At 41.4% G+C, this 24,857-nt stretch carries 18 protein-coding genes; 10 read left to right on the top strand and 8 right to left on the bottom strand.

The features are described 5' to 3' along the window. Nucleotides 1-314: 314 nt before the first annotated feature. On the bottom strand, nt 315-2,987 hold the full coding sequence (locus Q4557_RS03585) for an ATP-binding protein (protein WP_303410721.1): 2,673 nt from the start codon (nt 2,985-2,987) through the stop codon (nt 315-317). Between the two features lie 197 nt (nt 2,988-3,184). Between Q4557_RS03585 and Q4557_RS03580 the strand changes: the two genes are divergently transcribed. The 3 genes from Q4557_RS03580 (at nt 3,185) to Q4557_RS03570 (ending at nt 6,193) form a co-directional block, all read left to right on the top strand. Beyond that, nucleotides 3,185-3,658: a hypothetical protein gene (locus Q4557_RS03580; RefSeq protein ID WP_241901131.1), complete on the top strand. Its 474-nt coding sequence runs from the start codon at nt 3,185-3,187 to the stop codon at nt 3,656-3,658. A gap of 2 nt (nt 3,659-3,660) precedes the next feature. Next, complete coding sequence (locus Q4557_RS03575; RefSeq protein WP_102435664.1) at nt 3,661-4,701, top strand: porin; 1,041 nt, start codon at nt 3,661-3,663, stop codon at nt 4,699-4,701. A gap of 379 nt (nt 4,702-5,080) precedes the next feature. Then, nucleotides 5,081-6,193, top strand: a complete 1,113-nt coding sequence (locus Q4557_RS03570) for an NADH:flavin oxidoreductase (RefSeq protein ID WP_303410719.1) — start codon at nt 5,081-5,083, stop codon at nt 6,191-6,193. A gap of 148 nt (nt 6,194-6,341) precedes the next feature. On the opposite strand, the gene Q4557_RS03565 is transcribed toward Q4557_RS03570, so the two are convergent. Together Q4557_RS03565 and Q4557_RS03560 are read right to left on the bottom strand one after the other, a co-directional pair. Beyond that, on the bottom strand, nt 6,342-8,249 hold the full coding sequence (locus Q4557_RS03565; RefSeq protein WP_303410718.1) for a methyl-accepting chemotaxis protein: 1,908 nt from the start codon (nt 8,247-8,249) through the stop codon (nt 6,342-6,344). A gap of 260 nt (nt 8,250-8,509) precedes the next feature. Continuing rightward, entirely contained in the window at nt 8,510-9,202 is a 693-nt protein-coding gene (locus Q4557_RS03560; RefSeq protein WP_303410717.1) for a PilZ domain-containing protein, read from the bottom strand. A 228-nt stretch (nt 9,203-9,430) separates the two neighbouring features. Between Q4557_RS03560 and Q4557_RS03555 the strand changes: the two genes are divergently transcribed. Continuing rightward, the gene (locus Q4557_RS03555; RefSeq protein WP_303410716.1) at nt 9,431-9,829 is read left to right on the top strand and encodes an Lrp/AsnC family transcriptional regulator; all 399 of its coding nucleotides are present in this window, start codon (nt 9,431-9,433) and stop codon (nt 9,827-9,829) included. 204 nt (nt 9,830-10,033) lie between these two features. On the opposite strand, the gene Q4557_RS03550 is transcribed toward Q4557_RS03555, so the two are convergent. From Q4557_RS03550 to Q4557_RS03535, 4 genes are all read right to left on the bottom strand, one after another. Further along, on the bottom strand, nt 10,034-11,179 hold the full coding sequence (locus Q4557_RS03550; protein WP_303410715.1) for a cupin domain-containing protein: 1,146 nt from the start codon (nt 11,177-11,179) through the stop codon (nt 10,034-10,036). 199 nt (nt 11,180-11,378) lie between these two features. Beyond that, nucleotides 11,379-12,752 carry an MATE family efflux transporter gene (locus Q4557_RS03545; RefSeq protein WP_102435658.1) on the bottom strand — a complete coding sequence of 458 codons (1,374 nt, stop codon included), beginning with the start codon at nt 12,750-12,752 and terminating at the stop codon, nt 11,379-11,381. 772 nt (nt 12,753-13,524) lie between these two features. Further along, nucleotides 13,525-14,001 carry a cytochrome b/b6 domain-containing protein gene (locus Q4557_RS03540; RefSeq protein ID WP_198589374.1) on the bottom strand — a complete coding sequence of 159 codons (477 nt, stop codon included), beginning with the start codon at nt 13,999-14,001 and terminating at the stop codon, nt 13,525-13,527. 362 nt (nt 14,002-14,363) lie between these two features. After that, nucleotides 14,364-15,719: an NCS2 family permease gene (locus Q4557_RS03535; protein WP_303410714.1), complete on the bottom strand. Its 1,356-nt coding sequence runs from the start codon at nt 15,717-15,719 to the stop codon at nt 14,364-14,366. Between the two features lie 458 nt (nt 15,720-16,177). Here Q4557_RS03535 and Q4557_RS03530 point away from each other — a divergent pair, with 458 nt between their 5' ends. Next, on the top strand, nt 16,178-16,426 hold the full coding sequence (locus Q4557_RS03530) for a DUF3297 family protein (RefSeq protein WP_076539562.1): 249 nt from the start codon (nt 16,178-16,180) through the stop codon (nt 16,424-16,426). 165 nt (nt 16,427-16,591) lie between these two features. Here the strand turns inward: Q4557_RS03530 and katG are convergent, their stop codons facing one another. Further along, nucleotides 16,592-18,766, bottom strand: coding sequence for a catalase/peroxidase HPI (katG, locus tag Q4557_RS03525; RefSeq protein ID WP_102476679.1), 2,175 nt, complete (start codon nt 18,764-18,766; stop codon nt 16,592-16,594). A gap of 536 nt (nt 18,767-19,302) precedes the next feature. On the opposite strand from katG, the gene Q4557_RS03520 reads away from it, so the two are divergent. The 5 genes from Q4557_RS03520 to Q4557_RS03500 all read left to right on the top strand — a co-directional run bounded on the left by Q4557_RS03520 (nt 19,303) and on the right by Q4557_RS03500 (nt 24,787). Beyond that, nucleotides 19,303-19,554, top strand: a complete 252-nt coding sequence (locus tag Q4557_RS03520) for a hypothetical protein (RefSeq protein WP_102440429.1) — start codon at nt 19,303-19,305, stop codon at nt 19,552-19,554. A 457-nt stretch (nt 19,555-20,011) separates the two neighbouring features. Then, nucleotides 20,012-22,423, top strand: coding sequence for a winged helix-turn-helix domain-containing protein (locus tag Q4557_RS03515; protein ID WP_303410713.1), 2,412 nt, complete (start codon nt 20,012-20,014; stop codon nt 22,421-22,423). A 24-nt stretch (nt 22,424-22,447) separates the two neighbouring features. Beyond that, the gene (locus Q4557_RS03510) at nt 22,448-22,888 is read left to right on the top strand and encodes a hypothetical protein (RefSeq protein WP_303410711.1); all 441 of its coding nucleotides are present in this window, start codon (nt 22,448-22,450) and stop codon (nt 22,886-22,888) included. A 157-nt stretch (nt 22,889-23,045) separates the two neighbouring features. Next, on the top strand, nt 23,046-23,828 hold the full coding sequence (locus Q4557_RS03505) for a polysaccharide deacetylase family protein (RefSeq protein WP_102440447.1): 783 nt from the start codon (nt 23,046-23,048) through the stop codon (nt 23,826-23,828). Nucleotides 23,829-24,145: 317 nt separating this feature from the next. Next, nucleotides 24,146-24,787, top strand: a complete 642-nt coding sequence (locus tag Q4557_RS03500; protein ID WP_198589375.1) for a LysE family translocator — start codon at nt 24,146-24,148, stop codon at nt 24,785-24,787. Nucleotides 24,788-24,857 lie beyond the last annotated feature (70 nt).

Here is a 24,857-nt window from a genome sequence, read left to right as displayed (position 1 = left end):
CTTTAAGCGTGATAAATGTGTCGGCCTAAAAAGTTCAAAACATTTATCACGAGATAAAAAACAAAAGGAAAAACAAAAATTATTGCAGCAGAAACGCTTAATATGAAGGTAATTGATAGCGATTAGTGATTTTTCGATGTTTGGTTGCATCTCAAGATAATCAGCAAATCAGGCATTCATACAATCAGGTAATCAGCCAATTATATAATCAGATATTTATACAGTCAGCAAATCAGGCATTTATACAATCAGGCATTTATACAATCAGCTTATTGGTGTTAGCCTAAATTCAATTACTGCAAATACTCTTACTGCTAACCTGCAAGCTTGGTGACCTGTTTTATTTTCTCGATAAGAACATGCTTTTCAAATGGTTTTGCCAAATAATCATCCATTCCTGATTCATAACATTTCTCAATATCTTGATCCAGTACACTGGCGGTAAGTGCAATGATTGGCAGCCGTTGCACAGATGGGTTTATTTGCTCCCACTCTCTGATTTTTTGGGTGGCAGTAAAACCATCCATAATGGGCATCATACAATCCATTAAGATTGCATCAAATATTTTGCCATCACTAATAAAATCAAACGCCTCAAGCCCATTATTAGCAATTACGAAGTTATAGCCCGCTTGCTTGACTAGCACTGAGGCGACCTTTTGATTAACGAGGTTATCTTCGACAATCAAAATCATGCCGTGAATGGTGCGTGGTTGTTCTTGCTTATCAATACCATCATTGGCGGCTTTTTTTTCAGCTGGGGTGACTTTGTTGCGCAGAGTACGACTTTCGATGCCATTACGAATGGCATCGCTAAAGCGCCTGCCAAGCAGTGGTATGGTGATAGAGGCGTCAATGTTATCTAATGTTCGCTGCTCAGAAGGGCTATTAATGGCAATGGAAAAACTATCTTGCAGCATGAGTAATTCGGGTAATGCTTTTAAAGCCTCTCGGTTCATTGAGGCATTATCAATAAATAACAGATCAAACTTTTGCTTATCCTGTAACAAGTCAAACGGTGATGGGTAACGGTAATTTATGCTAAATTCATGTTTACTACAGGCAGCATCAATAGCATCAATAATATCATTATTACTGGAAATAATTGCCGTAGTCAGGTGTTTAAACTCGTCTCTTTTAGGCTGCTCTTTGGTAATGATGCGGGCTTTAAGTTCAACGCTGAAACAACTGCCTTTACCTTTTTCTGAGCTAACTTTTATATCGCCGCCCATTAACCCCACTAGCTGTTTACAAATTGCCAGCCCAAGCCCTGTACCACCAAATTCACGAGTGATGGTGCCATCCTCTTGGATAAAAGGTGAAAAGATTTGTTGTTGATTTTCTTCTTTAATACCAATACCGCTATCGTATATTTTAATTTTCATATTGGCATAGTTAGCTTCGTCGTAATCGCAGCTCACAGCGACTTTAATAAAGCCGTTATTGGTAAATTTAACTGCATTTGACAGAAGGTTCATTAATACTTGGCGCATTCTATGTTCGTCAAGTGATACTAGGTGAGGCATATGTTCAGGGATTTCAATTTTAAGGTCGAGTTGCTTTTCAACGACTTTAGCTAACACCATAGTGAGGGTGTCATAGATGACCTCGGTAATATTGGTGTCGTTGTAAGCAATAGACAGGTTACCCGACTCAATTTTAGAAAGATCCAGAATATCGTTAATCAATAGTAATAAGGTATGTGAGGATGTTTCTATGGTTTGCAGGTACTCATTTTGCAAAGGAGTTAACCTTGTGCCTGACATTATCTCCGACATGCCAATAATGCCATTTAACGGTGTTCTAATCTCATGGGACATATTGGCCAAAAAAGAACTTTTGGCTTGGTTAGCTCTTTCTGCATCTGATTTTGCTTGCAAGATTTTGGCATCATTTAAAAAGCGTTCATGAATTAGGTTATTGAGCTTTTTAGAGAAGTAGCTTAATTCATCTTTACCACTTTCGTTTATCTTATTTGAGTAATCATGTGTTTTTTCAATTTTTGACATGGTTTTAATCACATGATGCAGATACTTTAGAATGCGGCGGTAAAGGTTTGCGCCAATGGTGCCAATAGTAACGAGCGATATTAGCAATGCAACGCAGAACATAATAATAAGCTGTTTAGACTTTGCTATTTCAGAGTGAATATTGGTGGATAATTGCTCTGAAATGGTAGTGACAACATATTGAATTAAGTTCAAACGCTGATTAAACACCTCCAAGTTAGCATCTGTATTATCAACAATTTCATTCCCTTGCAGAAATTGGCTGCGCAGCTGATAACTTTGTTGGAATGCTTGATCTGAAAAGGTAGTTAATAACAGGTCTACTTGCTCAGGCTTGGCGCTAATATTAATAAAGCGATCGACATACAGTTGTTGTCTTTCAGCGCTCATATTCAATTGACTCAGCAGATCTTCGTCGCCTCGATTCGTTATCAGTTGATCCATTAGCCATTTTTCTTCTGCAGACCACAGTGATAGCCATTGCAATTGAAATAAAATCGTCAAGTTCTGGTTAATTTTTTCAGGTACATCAAGCTTATCTTTTTCTAGCGTCATCAACCCTTGGTTTTGCAATTCGTTCATCCAAATTGACCAATCAAATAAATCCTCTTTGGTAAGGGCTGGCGATTCAGCTAAGGCTTCTTCAGTGCTGTTAAACCATGCTTGAATATCTTCACTGTGTTGAGCGCTAAAGCTTGTGGGTAATAACGCAGACAGTTGCTCCGTAATAGATGTGAATTGGGATAATACAAAGGGCTCATCTTGGCCGCTGAGCGCGTCTTGCGCTTGAGTAATTTGCCGATTAAGCTGGGAAAATAACTCTAAAAAGGTCACTTTGTTGTTAAGGCTGTTTAAAGCTTGCACATTATCAGTTTGTTTTTGGATTTCTAACGCTGATAAAAAACCTGCAAAAACCAATGGTAACAAGACAAGTGCCAACATCCTTGCTTTTATTGAAATACGATTCAATAAATTCATCTCAGCTCCTTGAGTAAAAATTAGCCATGAAAAAGTTAACTATAAAGTTGTATATCGTAGGGTTCTTGGCTAAGTTTAGATTAGTAAAACTTCTGACTATGTTTAGCATAGTACAAAAACTATCTAGGAATGAAGGTTTTTATATGATTAATGGATTAAACCACAAAGCCTTTTTATTGAGCCTGAAGCATTTTTTTTTGAGTAGATTGTGCACAAGGCGGCTTATCTTTCTTACTGCATTAATTTTATCCCCATCAACTTGGGCTTTAGAGGCTGATACCAGCAAAAGCTCTGAGGTCGAATTCGCTATTTTTAGCCTTAATGATGACATGCCGCCTTTAAGTAAAAGTAAGGCGAGAATGTTATATCGAGGTAAGTCTAAAAAAGTCGGAGGTAGCTTTAAAATTGTCTTAGTTGATCTACCTGAAACCTCCATGCACCGCGAAGAGTTTTATAGCATGTTGCTGGGTAAATCGGTCTCACAAATGAATGGTTATTGGGCCGGGTTGGCTTTCTCTGGCAAAGGCTCGCCACCAGAAGAGTTAGACAGTGATGATATAAAGAAGATCCTCAAATGGCTGAACGACAATCCTAATGGTATTGCATATGCTCCGATAGAGTCGGTGCCTGAAGAAGTTAATATCTTAATCACAGTGCCACAAGGAGAGTAGCCATGTTATTAAACCGAAAATACATAATTTTACTATTAACCCTTGGCATGGCAACCAATGCACAAGCTGCGATAGAGCTGACTGACAACTTTTCCATCAGTGGTTTTGGTTCAACATCTATCAGTAAATCAGACAATAAAGCGCCATTATTTATTAACCGGGAAATAACAGATGAAACCTGTTATGACTGTGATACTTTATTTGGAATACAACTTGATTTAGATGTGTTTGAGGGCTTTGATGCATCAGCTCAAGTGGTTAAGCGCACCCAAGATAAATGGAGCGAACCTGAGTTAGAATGGGCCTACCTAAGTTATGAATTTAGTGACTTTAAAGTAAGGGCTGGCCGATTGCGCTTACCCTTGTTTTTAGTCTCTGAGTTTTATTTTGTTGGCCAAGCCTATGCGTGGGCAAGGCCGCCGGGTGAGATTTACGACTCGATTTTAGGTACCACCTCATACGATGGTGTTTCGCTGGCTTGGCAATATGAATTATCTGATGAAATATCACTTACCGTTTCACCTTATTATGGTTTCGGCCGCTTAACTGAGGTGAATTTAGGGCCGATATTGATGCAATTTGATTCTGACTATACCACCGGAATATATGTCGATTTAGTAGGGTTTAATTATCGTATCCATACTGGATTTTTACGGTCTAAATATACTTTACGCCCAGCCCCTACTGCTGATGAGTTAAGTGTATTTACTGTGGGGGCAGAATACAGTTTAGATGCTTGGCAGTTTATGGCTGAATTTGAACATGATGAGCTGCAAAGTAATTGGTACGCCAGTGTTGGTTATGCAATCGATGATTTTACTCCCTATGTGGTTTATGCCGAGAGTCGTGAGCTTAGAGAGAGTCAAGGGGTGACTATAGGGCTTCGCTATGATGTGACTTCATCGATTTCACTTAATGCTGAGTACCAGTCCATTTTAGGGGATAATCCAATAAACCGAGCGCAATTTGCCGCACCACCAATTATTTGGGGTGAAAGTACCGATGTTGAGTTATTAAGCTTGACGGTGAACTTTGTCTTTTGATGCTAGCTAAAGGTTTTGAGGCTAGGCAGTTAACTGCCTAGCCTTTTTAAATAGTTAACACTTTACCGCGATACTTATTTTTAGCTGTTTTGCTCGCAAAGATAGCTGCTTTGGCTTAATTGACTATTTAGTTTGCTATGTTGAATAATACGGCAAAGCGCCATCATTCATAACGCTTTTCGTAAAAAGAGCTTTAGATCAACCTCATGTAGTACACCAGCCGCCCCCTTAGCGGATATTCTTATTCAATCGCCCTAGTTAATTACCTCTTTTGGACTATATAGCTAGGTCTCACTTCTGACTTGTAGTTGTTTGATTGTTGAACAACGCCCTTTATAATGCCGCCGTTTAATCGATGACGCTTTTTAGAGGATGTAACTTGAGCACTTTGTATACAGAAACCCACATTGGCAGCATGCAGTTAAAGAACCGCTTTATCCGCAGTGCGACTTGGGAAAATATGGCAACTGAAGATGGCCATATGACAGAAAAGTTATACGCCATATACAAAGAGCTTGCTCAAGGTGAAGTCGGCCTGATCATTACAGGTTATGCCAATATCGTCGCAGAAGAAAAACCCAATGCGGGCATGATGGGCATGTACGACGACTCCTTTATCGAGGAATATAAACAGCTAACGGATTTAGTTCACCGTAATGGCGCCAAAATAGCCATGCAGCTGGCCTATGGTGGCACCAAAACCACTTACAACGTGGGTGAAAGAGTGATTTTTGCTCCAAGTGAGGTTTGCGAACGTGGCACAAAAACCTTAGGTAAAGCCATGACCATTGCCGAGATAGATTACATAGTGCAGGCATTTGCGAAAGCGAGTTTACGGGCAAAACAATCAGGTTTTGATGGGGTTGAAATTCATGGGGCCCACAGCTATTTAATTAATCAGTTTTTAAGCCCTTATTACAATCAAAGAGATGATCAATATGGTGGCAGCCTAGAAAACCGCCTGCGCTTTTTAGTTGAAATCTATACGGAAACCAGAAAGCTGGTGGGTGATGATTACCCGATACTGGTGAAATTAACCGCCTGTGATTTTTTTGAAGGTGGCTTAACCTTTGCTGAAACCCGTGTTATTTGTAAAAAGCTTGCAGCCATTGGCGTTGATGCCATTATCATTTCTGGCAATATTCATGGTAAAGCTAATGACATGATTGGTGAGTCGTTTGAGGGGCATACCATTCAGCCACAGGGTTATTTTCATCAATATGGCGATGTGATAAGTCGTGAAGTGAATATACCAGTTATTACTGTAGGCGGGCTAACGGACATTGATGCCATAGAAACCATTGCCGCGAATACCAATATTCAATACTTTGCCCTATCAAGACCATTATTATCAGAGCCTGATCTAGTGAAGCGTTGGCACAATGGTGATAGAGCACAAGCCCTATGTGAAACCTGCTCAAAATGCCGCACTAAGCGTGGTAATTTTTGCATTGTAAATAAACAGCGAAAAGCTACGATTGCGGGTTTTTAACTTAATTGATTTAAGTACAGCTTGTATATTGTTGACACAAAAAAGCCAAACTTTTTAATCGTTTGGCTTTTTAAAATGTCAAATTTAGGAGGATTATCTGTGATAGCGTTTAAATCATTCTGCCACTACTCGCCATCATCTTTGCTGATTAAAGTTTAAAGCGTTTAACCAAACCATCTAAATCATTGGCCATTGACTTTAATGCTTCGCTAGAGCTTTCGATACTGTTCGAGGCTTGAGCGCTGCTGTCACTGCTGTCACTAATATTTACCACATGCTGGTTGATCTCATTGATCACCGCAGACTGCTCTTCTGTGGCAGCGGCAATTTGTATATTAAGTTCTGAAATTTGCATCACATTTTCGGCGATGTCTTCAAGAGCTTGATAGGTTCTTTGTGACGCTTGAACACCTAGTTTAGCTTGCTCACGACCTTCTTGAACCGATGATACCGCAGCATTCGCGCCATTTTGTAATTCAGTAATCATAAGGTGAATTTCATCGGTAGAATCACTAGTGCGCTTAGCAAGGTTACGCACTTCATCGGCAACCACCGCAAAGCCTCGACCTTGCTCACCTGCGCGAGCAGCCTCAATGGCTGCGTTAAGGGCCAGTAAGTTAGTTTGTTCTGAAATAGCCCTGATCACATCTAATACGCTTGAAATGGCATTACTTTTTTCGGCTAAAGTCACAATACTCATCGACACACCTTCCATATTGCTGGCCATGTCATTAATAGTTGAATTTGACTCTTGTACTACCGTTTGTGCGCGTTGTGCTTTTTGCGTTGCTTCAGTAGTTGCTTGGGCGGCCACTGAAGCATTATTGGCAATTTCTGCGATAGTACTGCCCATTTCGTTAATGGCTACCGACACTTGATGAGCGCCATCACGCTGAACATCAGTGAGCTTTTTAGAGTGCTGCGCATCTGTATAGACTTGTTGAGATGCACTATTAACATCAAAAGTAGTGGTAGCAAGCTCTTGAATAACATTGTTTAATTTACTAATGAAAGCATTGAAGCCTTGTGCTAGTCGGCGCATTTCTTCGTTGCCATTTTCATTAAGTCGTTGGGTTAAGTCGCCTTCGCCTTCACCCAATTCTTTAAATGTATCGGCCAGCTGATTTATCGGGCGCACTAAGCTGTTCCCTAAATAAACACTGATTAGTGTAAATAATGCGGCTATCACGACAAAGGTGATGATAATGTTATTGCGCGACGTATCTAAGCCAGCATAAAGCTCTTCTAAAGGGACTTGTGCAACAATGTACCAGTCTAAACTGGCAATGTAACTCGATGCGATCAATTGTTGATCCACCATAACGGAGGCATAGTCACTTTTATTTATCAGCTTATGGGTATTAACTGACGGATATAAGTCACTAATGGTTTGTTTAGCCTTGTAATCGATGCTGGGGTGCACCTTGATGACGCCGTTACCATCGACGAGATACACAAAACCAGATTGTTCTATTTTGAAGCTGTTGAGGTAATCAACCATTTCATCAAATGATTTAGACACTCCAGCAACCCCAAAACCATTAGGTTGTTGGGCGTTGATATAGATATCAGTGAAACCCTTGCTGTCTTTATAGATGCTAGTTGATTCGGTTTTATTACTGTCTCGGAAGTTAAAAAACCAGGTATCATGATCTGGCTTTAGCTCGCGTAAAAAACCATCTTGATTCCAGTGTTTATGGTTGTTGTTGTCAGTAAATGAGACTTTACTGAAGCCATTATCACGTGCAGTTTGTGCTAAAAACTGGATGAGGTAATGCTCACCCTCAGCACTTTGTCCTTGATCGATCCACATTTTTATCATGCTATTTGACGCAATTGATTGGGTCATTATCTTCATTTGGTTGATTTCACCATCAATAGCATTACGAATACGCTGCACCAGGTTTGGCATATCAGATTGCTCTAACCTTGTTGATAGGACATTTTTAGCACTGCTTTGTCCGACGTAGGCCACGATGCTGGTTGATGCTATTACCGCAATTAACATGGCAGTGATTAATTTATTGCGAATGGATAATGTTGATAGAAAACTCATGAATATTGACTCCTACACCCTGGCAAACTGACAGCGTGTTGTGGCTTAGGTTGTCCCTAATTGTAATTGTTAGCTATATCGGCCTGAAGGTTGTTATTATGAGTGATTATTGTGTTGTTCTGTGAGGTTAATAGTTGTTTTAATGTGACTAATGGTTTGCTTGCTCGAAATTTGCGCGCATGTAGCAATGTTGTTTCTTGGTTGTTCTTGAGATGTTTTCTTTGTGCGGGCGCATTTATGTTAAGTCAGCCTTTATAAAGCTATCTTTCTGACAATAAGGCCATGTGAATAATCGATTCAATGATTGAAGCTTGGTCTGCTTCAAATTCCCCACCAAACTCAACACCTCTGACAAAGGGTTTTAGGTTACAAATTTTACAAGTCACACTTAAACAAGCCTCTTTGTCTTCATTATCGTCATCATTTATTGTGACGGTAATTGTTGAGGATGCTGCTGATGTATCTAAGCCGCCGTTGATAATGTTGATATGACAGTCTGACAGCGACACATCAGTCATGGTGGCCTCAAGTTGTTGGTCTTTAAATGTAACCTTGCAAGGTAACTCAGTTAATACTCTTTTCGCAGAACGTAGGTTATGAATTACCATAATGTCAGGAAAGTTCAGCACTAACATTTTTACCGGTGTGCTGAGGGTTTGTTTTATGGTTGCTTGAAAAGCAATCACAGAGGCTTCATGGCCTTCGATTAAACCTCGTACTGTAACGGGGACATCTTTAACAAAAAATTGACAGAACTTACCGATTTTATCTGCGTTAGGATATTGAATGAACAGGTATTGTTGAGGTAAATAGCCGATGCCGATTAATTTGAATAATGGCTTCAGAAGCATGGTTAATAGGCGTTCAAAACCTGTTAGTTTTAATATTTTAAGCACAAACATGAGTGCTGCGATAACCACAAAAGTCATCGCTAGATTTTCTAGCTGCTCCACAAACCATGCTAGGTAGCCAATACCTTGTTTACCTTCCTGTTGCCATACAATGACCGCAGCCTCTTGGCCCTATTCGCTATAGCGATAAAACTGGTGTTATAGCCAAGCAAGGGCAAAACTTCCACCGATACGGATCACTAATGTTGCCCATAGGGAACCCCCGGCTTTTTTGCAATGCTCGCTTCTATGGGTAAGCCATGAGCCAGCAGGATCGATCGACGCATTTTGATGCAGTTACAATCGAATAATAAAATTCAGAATATCGATCTCGCTGCAGAAGTGGGGCTGTCGCCGCCTGCGTGTTTGAAGCGGATAAAACGCTTACGAGAGGCTGGGATCATTATTGGTGATGTTTGTTTGATTAACCCTGAGTTATCAGGCAATAAGTTGACTTTGATTGTGTCGATTGAAATGGATCGCGACCGGGATGATATCTATCGATTATTTCGACAAATTGTCATGAAAGCGCCTGAAGTCACTCAGTGCTATCAAATCTCGGGCCGTTACGATTTCATGCTTATTGTCTGCGTTACGGACATACAAGCCTATGAAAATTTATTGATAGCACATTGCGTTGTGATTTTAACATTCGCAAGTTTCATACATCCGTGTCATTACGTACGGTAAAAACGCCACCGCCATTAACTTAAATACCGATTAGCATGTTACTGAATTTGGCTAGGCATTAAATTATTGCAAATCTAACAGTAAAAAAATGGTTCAGTGACTGATGTCGCTGAACCATTTTTGTTGATTGCATGATAAAGACTGTTTCTTCAGTTGATCACTAACTTAATGTCATCAACTGCAGCTTATCTGAGCCAATCTGATTTAGTCGATGTCGTCAAAATACCAGTAACCAGCATTGACCCAAGCGGTTAATTGCTCAACCACATCGTTATCGTTTAACCATGGACTTAGGTCTTGTGCACTAAGCTCTTGGGTATCACATAGCAGTGCGATTAAGGCTTCTTTATCTGCTGATAATTGCAGTTGCTCGCCATTGATATACAGCACGCCATCAGCAACGCTGGTTTCAAAGTACAGCGTGCGCAGGCCGCCAAGCTTTACTAAAGGTTGCAGCTTAAGCTGCTCAGTCACATCTAAGCTTTGAAACCCTAAACTCTCTTCGGGTAAATCAAGTTCACATTTAGACTGTGTTAGGTAGCGACCGCTAAATTCACTGACTAGCTTGTCATCAAGGGTGGCAAAAAGTTGCTGTTTAATTCGCTCAAGATCGCTGCTGTTCACAATACCTGAGTGTTCGCTTAAGGCGCGGTCAGGATCGGCAATTTGCTCATTGCACAAATCTTTGTCGATAATGTGATCGGCCATTGAACTGATCATATCTTTTGCCGATGCAGTGCGGTAACCCACAGAAAAGCTCATTGATGGCTCAAGGGTTACCCCATCATGAGGGTAGCCTGGTGGCAGATACAAGATATCGCCAGGGAGTAATTCAACATCAATGATCGGGTCGAATGCTTCGATGTGCAGTAATGCCGGATGAGCTGCAAACTCTTTGTGCGGCCCAAGATCGCCAACTCTCCAACGACGTCGGCCAGAACCTTGGCAGATAAATACGTCATAGAGATCGATATGAGGACCAACTCCGCCACCCGGTGTCGCATAACTGACCATGACGTCATCTAAGCGCCAGCGTGGGATAAAATCAAAACATTTGATCAGCTCTTCAGCTTCAGGCACCCAGTTGTTAAGGGCTTGGACAATTAAGGTCCAGTCAGTTTCACCGAGCTCTTCATAGGATTCAAATGGGCCAAACTCAGCTTGCCATTCATCGTTTGCTTTAAACACGCGGCGCGATTCAACCACGTCTTCGCAAGCAAGGCCTGCCATTTCTTCTGGTGAAAGCAGGTCTTCAAAGTGTTTAAAGCCTTGACGGATCACCAGTGGTTTCTTTTGCCAATACTGTTCAAGAAACTGTTGTGGCGTCATACCATTTAAATCTAATTGCATATTTATTACTCAGTGAAATTTGCCGCGATACTAGCAAGTATTAGCATTTGGTAATTTGGCCGAGATCATAAAATGGTGGATTAGCTGGTAAAGGCAATAAATCTGCCTAGCTCAATAGCGCCTGAAAAAATCTAAACCTGTTGAGTGTATCAATTCTCTACTTGTCACTGACAATAGCAGCACTTTGTAGACAAAGGTTTTAGTCATACATCAATGCTTGGGCTTTTTTATGATCGAACTCTTTTAGCGACTTTCTGGCGAGTTGCCTAAACGGCAGGGCTTTAACGACTTCTTCAAATGGCTGAATAGCAAAGGCCCAAAAAATAGACCCATCAAAGACTAAAATGATCAGTGCACATAAGGGGATTGAAATCACCCATTGGCCAGTAAAGTTAATTTTGAATACTGCGGTAGTTTTACCCACTGCTCGTAATATATTGCCATGAACCGTGTTGTAACCACGCACGATGGGCAAAAAGATATATAGCGGCGCAATGACAGCTAACGCTTGATAGGTTGCTGCATCTAAATGTGGGTAAATATCGGCAATAAAAATGCTCATAAGACCAAACAGCATTGCGCAAATCACTGAAATAACCACCGCAATATCGATACTGGTATCAACGTTTTTACTCAAATCATCCATCTTATTAGAACCAATCGCTTGGCTAATGGTAATGGCTGATGAGTGCGACCAAGCCGCAATAAATTGGGTTCCCGCTTTAATCCAAGGCATCACCAAGGTGATGGCGACATAGGCATTAATGTCGAGCTGTGAGTACAGCAACTGATACACAGTCACCCCTATCATCAGCATAGTGACGTTGGCTGCAATCGGGAATATCTCAATAAAATGCAGCCGAATATTGCGGCTCATTGAGGTGTTTTTATCTGGCAGCGTGATTTCGATTACAGGGCTGAATTTCATATATGATCCCAGATACATAAGCCGCACGCTTATGGCAATAATGCTACCTAGAGCGGCGCCTTGAACGCCCATAGCTTCAATTGCGATCGTATCGCTAAACTGATAACCATGAATAAGTAAATAGGACAAGACGGCGTTAATGGGCAACTCAATGAGATACCCTTTAAAGGGAATTTTAGTGCGACCCAAGCCATTAAACAGGGCAATCATCACCTGGGTTAGTGCAGTGTAAAGTATGATGTATTTTGAAATCACTAAGTAACTGGCAATTTCTTGTTGTAACAACACATTGTCTGTCAGCAGGCCAATTAAAGGGCGATCAAACAGGGTTAGCAATATCCAAAAAAGCAAGCCCACCGAGCAGTTAATCATCATCCCAGACCAGAATGCTTTTGATAGTGTTTGATTATTGCCAGAGCCAACGGCGCGACTCAACACCAATTGGGTACCATTGGCCAATGCCATTTGAATACCCAAAATAGCAGCAACAATAGCAGTGGCTATGCCCATAGCCGCTAAGGGGATTTCGCCTAAAGGCGATACTAATAAGGTATCTATCATCAACATGGACTGCATCAGCAGTCCATTTAATGCTAATGGCCAAGCAAGGGAAAGGTTCTTTTTTACATAGGACTGAGAGGGCACGGCTAGACCTTAAATGCGGTTAAGTTAAATCAGTTAAAAACAGAATAAGTTGTAAATTTAATCAAGTTATAGAAGGCGTTAACGTTGAATAATAGGCTAAATAACCATATTTCAATCTTGAATAATCGCTCCAATAAGCTTATTGACAGGCGCTTAGCTCACACTGCACTACTAACGTTTGCAGGGACTATCATCGAGCTATACCTATTTGTACTACAATAACTTAAATCGTTTTTGGTTGCTATGGGGGAGCTTTTAGTTTTGGGGTTATAAATGACAAGATTAGCTATTGATACTCTGATAAAACAAAGAGCATAGGACGTTATAGGAACTGGTGTAACTGAGTGGTCGATTCGATAAAGAGAAAAGCAACACAACTTACTTTAGCTATGGCTTAAGTAAGTTGAGGATTGAGGATGTTACAGTTCGGCTGTGGCAATTAATTACCAGCGCAAGGTATTAATCCTTAGGATTTTAGCTTCATGTTGTGGGAACGAAACTTTAAAAAGCGCGATATTGAACTGACAAAAGTCATAATTCCAAGACACAACACAGCCGGTATCAGCGTCAATAAGGTTACTTTGATAAGTGAAATAACACCGATAAGTAATGGTGAAATATTCGGTTCTGAGTGGGGCTCACTAATAACCATATTGAAAGTTGTCGCCCACTCACTCAGGGATACTGTCCACAATAAAGCGGTGAATAGCAGTGAAATTGACAGAATAATAAAACTACGGCTTATCCATTTGTGGCTAAGGTATTTCATAATTTAGGCCTTTTTTGCTGTTTGTTTTTTGAAAAACTTTTTACTCATACCCTTAATCCATTTCCAGTGCATTGCTAAGTGGATCCCTAGCATTGGCATCAATAGATTGCCTAGGTCGTGATGTATTTTTGACCATACCGGAAGGATGTCAAAATGAATCCCTAGCTGAGGTAGCATCACTTCTGACACCAAAAAGCCACTTAAAATAACCATCACCATTGCTAGGTAGAAAATAAAATCCCACACAGCATTAAAACGGGCTTCACCAGATAATTGGCTGACAAACTTTTTAGGCAGTGACTTTAACCAGTCCCAGTGCAGTAATAGGTGAATAACCAAAGGGACTATAAACAATAAGCTTAACCATTCGTGCAATAAAACCCCTGTGGCTTTAGGGGCGCAAACTAATATAAATCCAATTAACAGTAGTGCATCCATGACGTAGAGTGTTTTACCTAAATCGTCTTTCCAAGTTTTCATTTATCAAGTTTCCATTAACCATCATCGATGACATTTTATTATCCCAATTAGCGATTCATATTCATTGACTGACATGAAAATAGATTGCTGCAATCAGCGCAATTTACCCTAAGTTAATTGACTTTATCAACTAACTTTACTTTGGTTTACACTTGGTATTTTTCACATTCGTAGTCGACTTTTCGTCGTGGTTAATGGTGATACAGTGATGTTATGCGCAGAAGTGATAGAGGGCCTATTGAATTGCCCGCCACCTTGCGTGGATAGGCTTTTTTATGGCTGATCATTAACAAAAAGAAAAAAAGGCCAACGTCAATAGTTGGCCTTGCTATCGTAAGTACTTGCTATCGTAAGCAAGGTGATTAAATTGCCCAACCACCCATGTAGAAAACAACTAAACCAAGGGTTATGGCGATAACGCCCACTCGAAGCTTACGCCACTCACCGCTGCATATTCGGCCAATGACTAAGGTGACAAACCCTAGCATAATTCCGGTGACGATATTACAACTTAAAATAATAAAGATTGCGCAAGTTAGCCCTGCCATTGCATCGACTTTATCGTCAAAATCAAGCTTACTGACATTACTTAACATCAGCAGGCCAACATACATCAGCGCGGGCGCGGTGGCATATGCAGGCACTAAATAGCTTAATGGCGCCAAAAACATCATCAGTAAAAATAATACACCAACGATGGTTGCGGTTAGTCCTGTTTTCCCCCCTGCCGCTGTACCTGCAGCTGATTCAATATACACTGCAGCGGGGGCGCCACCGACTGCGCCTGCAAAAATACTGCTTACAGAATCTGAGGTAAGTGCCTTACCTCCACTAATAATATTACCTTTGTCATCAAGTAATTCTGCTTGGCCTGCAACGGCACGTATGGTACCTGTGGCATCAAAAATAGCGGTCATCACCAAAGCCAAGACAATGGGTAGTACTACAGGGTTTAATGCGCCCATAATATCGAGCTGACCAATTAATGATTTATCAGACATTAAATCAGGTAAGGCAAACAAGCCTTGATAGGTCACGTTGGGATCAAACAATAACCCAAATAGCGATAAGCCAATGATCACCAGTAAAATACCGCCTGGTATCCCGCGTCGTTCAAGGCCAATGGTGGCCGCAAGTCCAATAATGGTAGCAATAACGGGCAGGCTATTGATGTCACCTAATTTTACCGGTAAGCCAGCATTGTTAGAGACGATTAATTGCACGCTATTGGTGGCAATCAAAAGTAAGAACAAACCAATACCAATACCTGTACCGTGAGCAATACCTTGAGGTAAATTAGTCAGTACCCACTGGCGGATCCCTGTGACACTCACAAAAGTAAATATGAGACCCATAAGAAAAATAGCGCCCAGAGTCACCGGAATTGATATCCCCTGACCCAGTACCATGCTGAATGCCGTGAATGCTGTGAGTGAGATAGCACAACCAATGGCCATGGGTAAATTAGCCCATAGCCCCATGAGTAAAGAACCAAAAGCGGCAATTAAGCAAGTGGAGATAAATACTGCCTCAGGGTCGAAGCCTGCAGTGCCAAGCATATTGGGCACCACAATCACCGAGTACACCATGGCTAAAAAAGTTGTTAAACCGGCAATGAGTTCTTGTTTTAAGGTACTGCCACGGGCAGAAATGTTGAAATAGCGATCGATAAATGGAGCAGAGGCTGCAGTAGCCTTGGTGGTCTGTTTAGACGTCATAGTAGATAACCTTTGATCTCTTAAATATCAGTTAACCAATGAGTATTCATTGGCTACATAGCTACGGCAGGTAGAGCCCCAAAACCTTATGGTATTGGGTGAGAGATCCACTTAGCGCTATAAGCGTTAGTGACCTGCGATTATTGTAGTAAACAAATGTAGTAAACAAATTTGTTATACACATTATCTGGTAAAATTTACTCTTACCAACATAGCTTTTGTTGGCGCGAAGTTTACAGGATTAACCAATAGCGAAATTTGAAACAGCTAACAGTTTTACGCAACAAGTGTGAAAGTTACGTGAATGATTTGACCTAAGCGATATCGATAGTTAAACAAATCTTTTGATTTGAAAGTCTATGCTATTTAGTTAGTTGATATTTATGACTGCTGCGCTTGAGCAAAACGGCGCTATTGCCTACAATAGCGGATATATTTATTACTACAGATAGCAGACCATGACTGACTCAACTGAGAAACTCGCTTTACCTGATCGCCTTTCCGTTAACCCACGTAGCCCACATCATGTGGCTGCCATTTTCGATCACGACATTGGTATTACCGTTAACGGTAAAGAGCGTTTTGACGTTGAAGAATATTGCATCAGTGAAGGTTGGGTTAAAGTACCGTCTCACAAAGCGTTAGACCGTCGCGGTCAACCGTTAATGATGACAGTTAAAGGCACTATTGAAGCCTTTTACAAGTAAGCTGATTAATCTTTAAATCAGTAGCTTGAGTTAAGAGCAAAAAGCATTAGCTTGAGTTGTTAACTTAAAGCATAAAAAAGCGAATCGATTGATTCGCTTTTTTGTTTTTTAATCTCGACGCTTTGTTAGCATTAGACTTAAATTGCGTTCATGCCTGTTTACGACTTAGATTAAATCAAAACGATCAGCGTTCATCACCTTTGCCCACGCTGTAATAAAGTCGCGAACGAATCGTTTTTTATTGTCATCTTGGGCATACATTTCAGCATAGGCACGCAGCTGTGAGTTTGAGCCAAAAATCAAATCTACCCGTGTTGCCGTCCACTTGAGTTTGCCTGTTTGACGTTCACAAATATCGAACAGATTATCTGATTTTGGTTGCCAGCTATAATTCATGTCGGTGAGGTTGACAAAAAAGTCATTACTGAGCACGCCAACATTATCGGTAAATACCCCATGTAATGTATTGCCGTAGTTGGTGCCAAGCACCCGCATACCGCCCACAAGTACCGTCATTTCAGGGGCAGTGAGCCCCATCAGTTGACTGCGATCAAGCATTAACTCTTCGGCGCTGACAATATAATCATTCTTTAACCAGTTACGAAATGCATCATGAAGCGGCTCCAAATCGGCAAAGGAGTCAATATCGGTCATCGCTTGGCTTGCATCACCACGGCCGCGAAAAAACGGCACTATCATCTCATAACCTGCCGCTTTGGCAGCTTGTTCAACCCCGACATTACCTGCTAGAACAATCACATCGGCGATACTGGCGCCGGTATCTGTCGCGATTTGGGCAAGTATAGTTAATACCTTACACAGGCGTGTCGGCTCATTGCCTTGCCACATATTTTGTGGTGCTAAACGAATACGGGCACCATTGGCTCCGCCGCGCATATCTGAGCCTCTAAAGGTTCTGGCGCTGTCCCATGCTGTTGTTACCATTTCGCTAACACTTAACCCGCTGGCGCTGATTTGCTCTTTTACCAATTGAATATCGTAGTGGCGGTTTCCTGCGGGAATAGGATCTTGCCAAATCAACTCCTCATCTGGCACATCAGGGCCGACATAACGGGTTTTAGGCCCCATGTCTCTGTGAGTCAGCTTGAACCAAGCTCTGGCAAAAGCATCAGAAAACTCATCAGGATTATGATAGAAACGCTCGGAGATTTTTCGGTATTCAGGATCCATTTTCATCGCCATATCAGCATCAGTCATCATGGGGTTGTAACGTTTGCTTGGGTCTTCAACATCAACAGGTTTATCTTGTTCTTTAATATTGATGGGCTGCCACTGCCAAGCACCTGCTGGGCTTTTTGTGAGCTCCCAATCGTAGTTAAGTAACAGTTGAAAGTAGCCATTATCCCACTGGGTTGGGTGAGTCGTCCATGCGCCTTCTATACCACTGGAAACCGTATCACGACCAATACCGCGGTTCGCTTGGTTATTCCAGCCCATGCCTTGTTGTTCAATGTCAGCGGCTTCTGGCTCTGGGCCCAGTAGACTTGCGTCTCCGTTACCATGGGCTTTACCCACGGTATGGCCGCCAGCGGTAAGGGCCACTGTTTCTTCATCGTCCATGGCCATACGTTTAAAGGTCACCCGTATATCATGGGCGGTTTTTAGTGGGTCAGGGTTACCATCAACGCCTTCTGGGTTGACGTAAATTAACCCCATCATCACTGCCGCTAGTGGGTTTTCGAGATTACGCTCACCTGAGTAGCGACTGCCTTCACTGCCACTTGGAGCCAGCCAATCTTTTTCAGCTCCCCAATAAATGTCTTTTTCAGGATGCCATATATCTTCACGGCCAAAGCCGAAACCGAAGGTTTTAAGCCCCATGGATTCATAGGCTATGGTGCCTGCGTAGGCAATTAAATCTGCCCAACTGAGCTTGTTGCCGTACTTTTTCTTAATTGGCCACAGTAGCCGACGGGCTTTATCGAGGTTGACGTTGTCAGGCCAGGAGTTAAGCGGGGCAAAGCGCTGATTACCTGTGCCAGCACCGCCGCGGCCGTCAGCAGTGCGGTAAGTGCCCGCCGCATGCCAAGACATGCGGATCATTAAGCCGCCGTAGTGCCCCCAGTCAGCAGGCCACCATGGCTGACTATCTGTCATCAGTGCATGCATATCTAGTTTTAGCTCGGCGACATCGAGTTTTTTAATTTCCTCTTGATAATTGAAGCGATCGCCCATGGGGTTGGTCTTAGCATCATGTTGATGCAAAATATCCAGATTAAGCGCTTTAGGCCACCACTTGGTATTTGGCATGCTGTTGTCGGTCGTAGCACCGTGCATTACTGGACATTTGCCACCAGTATTTGTGGTGTTTTTATTCATAGCTTAACTTCCTTAGTATGTAGAACCCTAAGCCGCTTTTAGCAGCATAGCTTGCACAATATGATTGCTATAAGGCGCAGTACATTAGGTGTTCAGGTTGAATGACTACCCACTTTTTACCTCCCACAATTGGCGTATGATGAAAGCGATAGTCACTGCTTTTCGATATGACTATCTATCAAGTTAGTTCATAAAGTCAGACTTTGGCGCTTTTAAGCTCAATCGTTTTGATGGTTTTTATCTGAATGGGGATAAACAAAACATGGCTATCTTTTGTGTTGCCAATTTTTAGGGCATCTACAGTTTGTTGTTCGGTTTAGTCTTTGCTCGTGTCATTACGGCTGGTTAGACGAATAAACTGATAGTGAGTCTAATTGATGGGATTCACCACTATGAGGTATTTGCAACTCTTGGTTTGCTGAAAAACAGCTAAGCTTTGAGGTGAAGCCTTGCCACCCGTTGGCGGCACATTAATTTGGTGATTTGATCAGGTCGTCCCCGATTCCGGTACGGCAATTAATTCGAACTCATTTGAGGTGAGTAACAGCAGTTGTAGCACTGATGGTACACAAATCATTTTAGCTAACGATTATTATGAATGTCAGTTCGATGTGCATCTGCTTGCCACTGAAAATGACGCCGCTGAAAATGTGTTTAAATATGACACCAGTGACGTTACCCCTTATGCCAGTAACCTTGCCGATCTCGTTGAGGTGGTGGTTAAAGATAATGAAGGTAACGAGGCAAATGATGTTGCTAACGTCACCGTTCAGTTGAACGAAGACTAATTTAAAGGAGTTACCCCCAAAAAGCGCTAGTTATCACTGGCGCTTTTTATTTTTGGCTTAGAGGGGCAATCATTGGGTCGATAGGTGCCGGTTGCCTACTGTATTAATATGCTGTTATCAATGAGTGCTAAAATTTTAGCTTCAAACAATAACAAGCATGCAACTAAAGTACATATAATGCTCTATTATCTTGTACTACTTATGTATATAATTTCAGTTACTAAAGTGAACCGGTAAAAATTACAGATAGCATGTATATCGCTACATTGCCTGATATGGCCGCTTTAGAGTCATTTTCCTGTGATAAACACCGCTGAATCAAGGGGCTCACATGGTTTGCGCAATATACAAAACCTACCTAGACTGAACATTCAGTTTAATATCAAGTTTCTCCCCATTTAACAGTGAAGTTTCCGCATAATCAAGCAAATATTAGAATCTATAAGGCTCAATTTTTATGGACTCAAAGGGCAGAAATCAAAGCGATATGGAAGGAATCGACCCTAACTTACGTCAAGGTTTTGTGTTAAATGACATTGTGGTATTACCCGACGATGGTGAAGTGATTGTTCATGGGGAACGGCGTCATTTGCCTCCTAAAGCTTTTGAAATCTTATTATATTTATGTTCAAACCCTGAGCAGTTGCTTTCAAGTCAGCGATTGCTCGCTTTTGGTTGGGGGAAACTTAATCGAAAGCGTAGAAATTTGAGCCATGTAATTAGCGAAATTCGCCACGCCTTAGATGATCACAAAGAGTCCCCTGTTTTTATCCAAACCATTACCCGAAAGGGCTATCGATTAATCGCGACAGTCGCCCCCCTTGATGAAGAGGCGCTTAACCGAAAGCGTGCTGCGTTAAAAGCGCCGTTGTCTACCACGCATTCTGCCGATAGCGCACATACACCGCAATGGCACTTAAATATTGCCCTGTTAAAAAACTCTAATTTATTTCGTGTTAGCGTGGCTTTTTCGATTATGACTTGGCTCATTATTCAAATTATAGCCATTATCTTTCCGATTTTTAATGTGCCTGATTGGGGCATTAAAATTGTTGTTTTAGTACTGGTTGTCGGTTTTCCAATATTACTTATTTACACATGGTTTCAGGATATTAAGGTCAAAAAAGACTTATTTAAAGCTGATAGAAATCATCCGAAGAAAAAGGTGTTTTACAAACAGTTGGCGTTTGATTTTTTCTTTATTGGCGCGTTGTCCATTTTAGGTGGCTTTTTATCGCTGCATTTAATTGACTCTATTTATAATGAAAAACCCAAGGTCGCAGCGCTGAAAACTAGCCTACCTATTCAAGATAATCTCATTGCGGTTATCCCTTTTGTGTTTGATGAGCAAAGCCAATTACCACATTATTTTGAATCCACCTTTCAAGGCGAAGTGATTAGCGCCTTAAGCAAGCAAAGCGCTTTTAATTTAATGTCTCAGCGGGCAGTAAATGAAATTCCCCAAAACAGCAAACTATCCACCTATGCCGAAAAACTCGGGGTGCGATATTTAGTCGATGGCGCCATTACTGAAAATGCAGGTGAATTTTCAATAATATTACATATTACTGATATCAAAACGTATTTACAGGTGTGGTCTTCGGTTGTTAAAGGTGATGTCGGCAATATTTTGTTGGTGCAAAAACAAATATATCGTGAGCTTTTTAATGCCTTATCACTGATTGCACAGTCGAGTGAATTAGATAGTCAGGACCTTATCAGCACCGATGATTTCAAAGCTTATGACAGTTATATACAAGGTAAAAGCGAGCTGTTTAAAGCTCCCACTCAGGCCACATTAGCCCAAGCTGAATTTCATTTTATGAAGGCGTTGGCATTTGATGGGGAATTTACCTTAGCCAGCGCAGGTTTATGCCAAACCTATCTAAATCAATACCAGATAAATAAAAAACTTGCGACGTTTGAATCAGCCCAGCAAATTTGTAATGCACTGACTCAGGTGTCGAATTTAAAAGAAGAAGGCTTAGTTGCCTTAGGTAACCTAGAGCGCTTAAGTGGCCGTTATTCACAATCTATTGCGTTTTTTGACGAGGCATTAACCCTTAACCCTAAAAATATTGAAGCAATTATTGGCGCAGCCGACAGTCAGACTCAACTGGGTCACAATGATAAGGCGGTGGATTTATTTGCTAATGCGATTCAATTAGAGCCGGGATACTGGAAAAATTATCAGCGCTTTGGCAATTATTACTTTAATAATGGTCAATATAAAAAAGCCAAAGATAAATACCTTAAAGTCACATTATTAAAGCCTAACTACGCTAATGGCTACAGTAGTTTAGGCGGCGCCTATTTTCTTGATGATGAATTAGAAAAGGCCACTATGGCGTGGCAAACCGCATTATCTTTAGCACCTAATGCGTTAACTTACTCAAACCTTGGGACAGCACTCTTTTTTAGATATGAGTTTACTGATGCAGCCCAAAGTTATCGTAAAGCCATTAAGCTGAGCCCCAACGACCCAGTATTGTGGGCTAATTTAGCGGATGCAGAAAAGTTTTCCGGTGATGCCACTCAAGCCCTTCAAAGCTATCAACAAGCCTATAAATTAGCTCGTGAGCAATTTGTAGTTAATCCTAACGACCATGTTATGCAAGCAATGTTTGCTCGGTATCAATCAGAGCTTGGGGAGTGTGAACCGGCATTGCAAAAAATAACCTCAACTCAATTACAAGATAGCCCCGATCCATATCTTTTTTATGATATGGCCATAGCGGCGATAAATTGTGATGAAAAACAACTGGCTATTCAGTATATCGATAATGCCCTTAAATTAGGCTATTCGAAAAAGTTGCTGGCTAGAGATATTCAGTTTCAAGGTGTTTACGTCAACATGGCGATGCCATAACGCAATAAAACAAGGAAGAAGGCAATGAATATTACTATAAAACCATTACTCACAGCTCGAGCATTAACCTTAGTTACACTCATAGGTCTATTGGGGATGTTTTCACGACAAAGTCTTGCTGAAGATCAAACCATTAGTTTGGTTGCCAGTGAGTGCGCTGTCACGGTAACACCTAAAGAAGGTAGCGGCTGTGAGCAAGGGCAATGTGAAGGGGTTGAAGCGTGTATCTGCGCTAAGCGAGGTGACTTTATCACTTGGGAAATGAGCGATAATAATAGAGCCAAATTTAAGTTAAAGTTTAGCGAAAATTCGCCGCTTAAAGAACAATGTGGTAAGAATTTTAAAAAAGGTAAAGTAAAGTGCAAAGTGAAAGAAGAGCTTGACGTTGGGGAAAGCTTTGACTATTTGGTGATGCTTGAAGGCTGTGATGAAGGCACAGATCCACGTATTGTTATTTCGAAATAATAACGGCTCAGTGAAAGTCAGAGTATGCATAATAGGCTGATTTATATGTTAGTTTATAGCTTGTTTTATATTTGGATTTATAAAAATCTGGGCTGGCATGACTTTTATGGGCGCGAAATTGATTATCAATAAACAAATATCACAGATTTTAAGGTCAATGGTCTTACTCCCATTGGCCTGTTTTTCAGCGTCGGCAGCTGAAACTCAAAGGTTTACTTGGCCTAACGGCGAAAAACTAGCAGTGAGCCTTTCTTATGATGATGCCTTAAACAGCCATTTAGACAATGTGTTGCCAGCACTGAATAAGCATCATTTTAAGGGCTCTTTTTATGTTATCTCCACGTCTTCGGTATTAGCGCAGCGAAAGAGTGAGTGGCAAGCTGCAGTTAAACAAGGTCATGAGCTAGGTAATCACAGTATGCAGCATCCTTGCCGCGCCTCATTGCCCAATAGGGGCTGGGTTAAGGTAGAGCAAGACCTTGATCATTATAGTGTCACACAGATGATTGATGAGCTTAGTGCTGCTAATACTTTTTTAAATGCTATTGATGGTAAAACTGAGCGCACCTATACCGTCCCTTGCGGTGATTTACTGGTGGGCAGTGCTTTACGCTTAGATGATGACTCGACTGGTGGTCAAGAGTACCTTAACAAAGTAAACCACCTCTTTACCGCGATTAAAGGCCACGGCGCTGACACACGCTTTAACCCCATCATTTACCCAACCGGCGAAACCGGTAAAGCGTTAATTGCTTATATTAATAATACCTCTACAGATACCTTGCTGATTAACTTAGTTTTTCATGGGGTGGGCGGTGATTACTTATCGGTATCATCCAAAGCTCATGCTGAACTATTGGCTTATTTAGCGGCCAACCGTGACAAGTACTATGTCGATTCATACCTTAACCTGATGAACTATGCAGCCGCTCAGCAATAACACTTTTTTAGATTTGGGTGTTTTAAGCTTTGGCTATATCTAGTGAGAGGCAGTGACAAGTATCATGTGGATTCATACCGTAATTTGATGAACTATGCAGCTGCGAAGTAATAGCAGCTAATTCTATTTAGCTTGTTTCAGCTTACGCTATCTTTAGCTTAATTCAGCCTTTAACATCAGCCTTTAACATCAGCCTCTAATATTAGCTGTAAATAAACTCTGCCAACTCAAGATCTCATTTAAACACAAGATGACTTTTATTCATGTTGGATAACTGTAGAATCCGCGGCTGTTTTATCACTAATTTTGTATTTATCATGATTGATCTGGCTTTACTTCCTGTTTATTTAACCACTGTGGTCGCTTTACTGCTAATACCTGGGCCTGACATGCTGCTGATCGCCAGCTCGAGTTTAAGTTATGGCCGCAAGGTGGGCGTGTATGCAAGCTTTGGCAATGCGACCTCTGGGCTTATTTTAACCTTGCTGGCAGCTATGGGTGTGTCGGCGTTAGTGGCAATGAACCCGATGGCATTAGAAGTGCTGCGGGTGCTAGGCGGCGCTTATTTATTAAAAATGGGCTGGGATTGTATGCGCAGCAGCGCAGCTGATGCCCCTGAAATTGAGCAGCAAAATAATTTAGCCAAATTACTTTATCGCCGCGCGGTAATGAGTAACCTGCTTAATCCCAAGGCGCTGATATTTTTTGTGTTATTTTTGCCGCAGTTTGTCTCTACCCAGCTTAGTGCCAGCTCAGGCGAGCAGATGTTGACTCTTGGGCTGATACTGAACGTCATGGGGCTCGCTTTTAATTTACTGCTGGTGGCTTTAGTGGGCAGTTTAGGTAAGCCGCTGCTTAAAAATGACAAGTTTAGAACCTATCAAAATAAGTTTATGGGATTGATATTTTTTGCCTTAGCCATTTGGTTGTTAGCTTCTCAAGTGCAAAGCATTAGTTAGGCCAATATAAGGTATTGAATTTTAAAGCGACTTTGCTTAAAAATAAAAAACGGAATGAGCTGCCACTCAT

Source organism: Shewanella sp. 5_MG-2023 (assembly GCF_030547465.1).
In the GTDB taxonomy this organism is placed as follows: Bacteria; Pseudomonadota; Gammaproteobacteria; order Enterobacterales; family Shewanellaceae; genus Shewanella.
The sequence above is the reverse complement of the archived record's forward strand: the minus strand, read 5'-3'. Positions and strand labels throughout refer to the sequence as shown.

What these genes read in the sequence shown, in the direction of transcription:
- Q4557_RS03585 (WP_303410721.1), bottom strand. Translation starts at nt 2,987, where the DNA reads ATGAATTTATTGAATCGTATTTCAATAAAAGCAAGGATGTTGGCACTT.
- Q4557_RS03575 (WP_102435664.1), top strand. Translation starts at nt 3,661, where the DNA reads ATGTTATTAAACCGAAAATACATAATTTTACTATTAACCCTTGGCATG.
- Q4557_RS03565 (WP_303410718.1), bottom strand. Translation starts at nt 8,249, where the DNA reads ATGAGTTTTCTATCAACATTATCCATTCGCAATAAATTAATCACTGCC.
- Q4557_RS03555 (WP_303410716.1), top strand. Translation starts at nt 9,431, where the DNA reads ATGCAGTTACAATCGAATAATAAAATTCAGAATATCGATCTCGCTGCA.
- Q4557_RS03550 (WP_303410715.1), bottom strand. Translation starts at nt 11,179, where the DNA reads ATGCAATTAGATTTAAATGGTATGACGCCACAACAGTTTCTTGAACAG.
- Q4557_RS03540 (WP_198589374.1), bottom strand. Translation starts at nt 14,001, where the DNA reads ATGAAAACTTGGAAAGACGATTTAGGTAAAACACTCTACGTCATGGAT.
- Q4557_RS03535 (WP_303410714.1), bottom strand. Translation starts at nt 15,719, where the DNA reads ATGACGTCTAAACAGACCACCAAGGCTACTGCAGCCTCTGCTCCATTT.
- Q4557_RS03530 (WP_076539562.1), top strand. Translation starts at nt 16,178, where the DNA reads ATGACTGACTCAACTGAGAAACTCGCTTTACCTGATCGCCTTTCCGTT.
- katG (WP_102476679.1), bottom strand. Translation starts at nt 18,766, where the DNA reads ATGAATAAAAACACCACAAATACTGGTGGCAAATGTCCAGTAATGCAC.
- Q4557_RS03515 (WP_303410713.1), top strand. Translation starts at nt 20,012, where the DNA reads ATGGACTCAAAGGGCAGAAATCAAAGCGATATGGAAGGAATCGACCCT.
- Q4557_RS03510 (WP_303410711.1), top strand. Translation starts at nt 22,448, where the DNA reads ATGAATATTACTATAAAACCATTACTCACAGCTCGAGCATTAACCTTA.
- Q4557_RS03505 (WP_102440447.1), top strand. Translation starts at nt 23,046, where the DNA reads ATGGTCTTACTCCCATTGGCCTGTTTTTCAGCGTCGGCAGCTGAAACT.
- Q4557_RS03500 (WP_198589375.1), top strand. Translation starts at nt 24,146, where the DNA reads ATGATTGATCTGGCTTTACTTCCTGTTTATTTAACCACTGTGGTCGCT.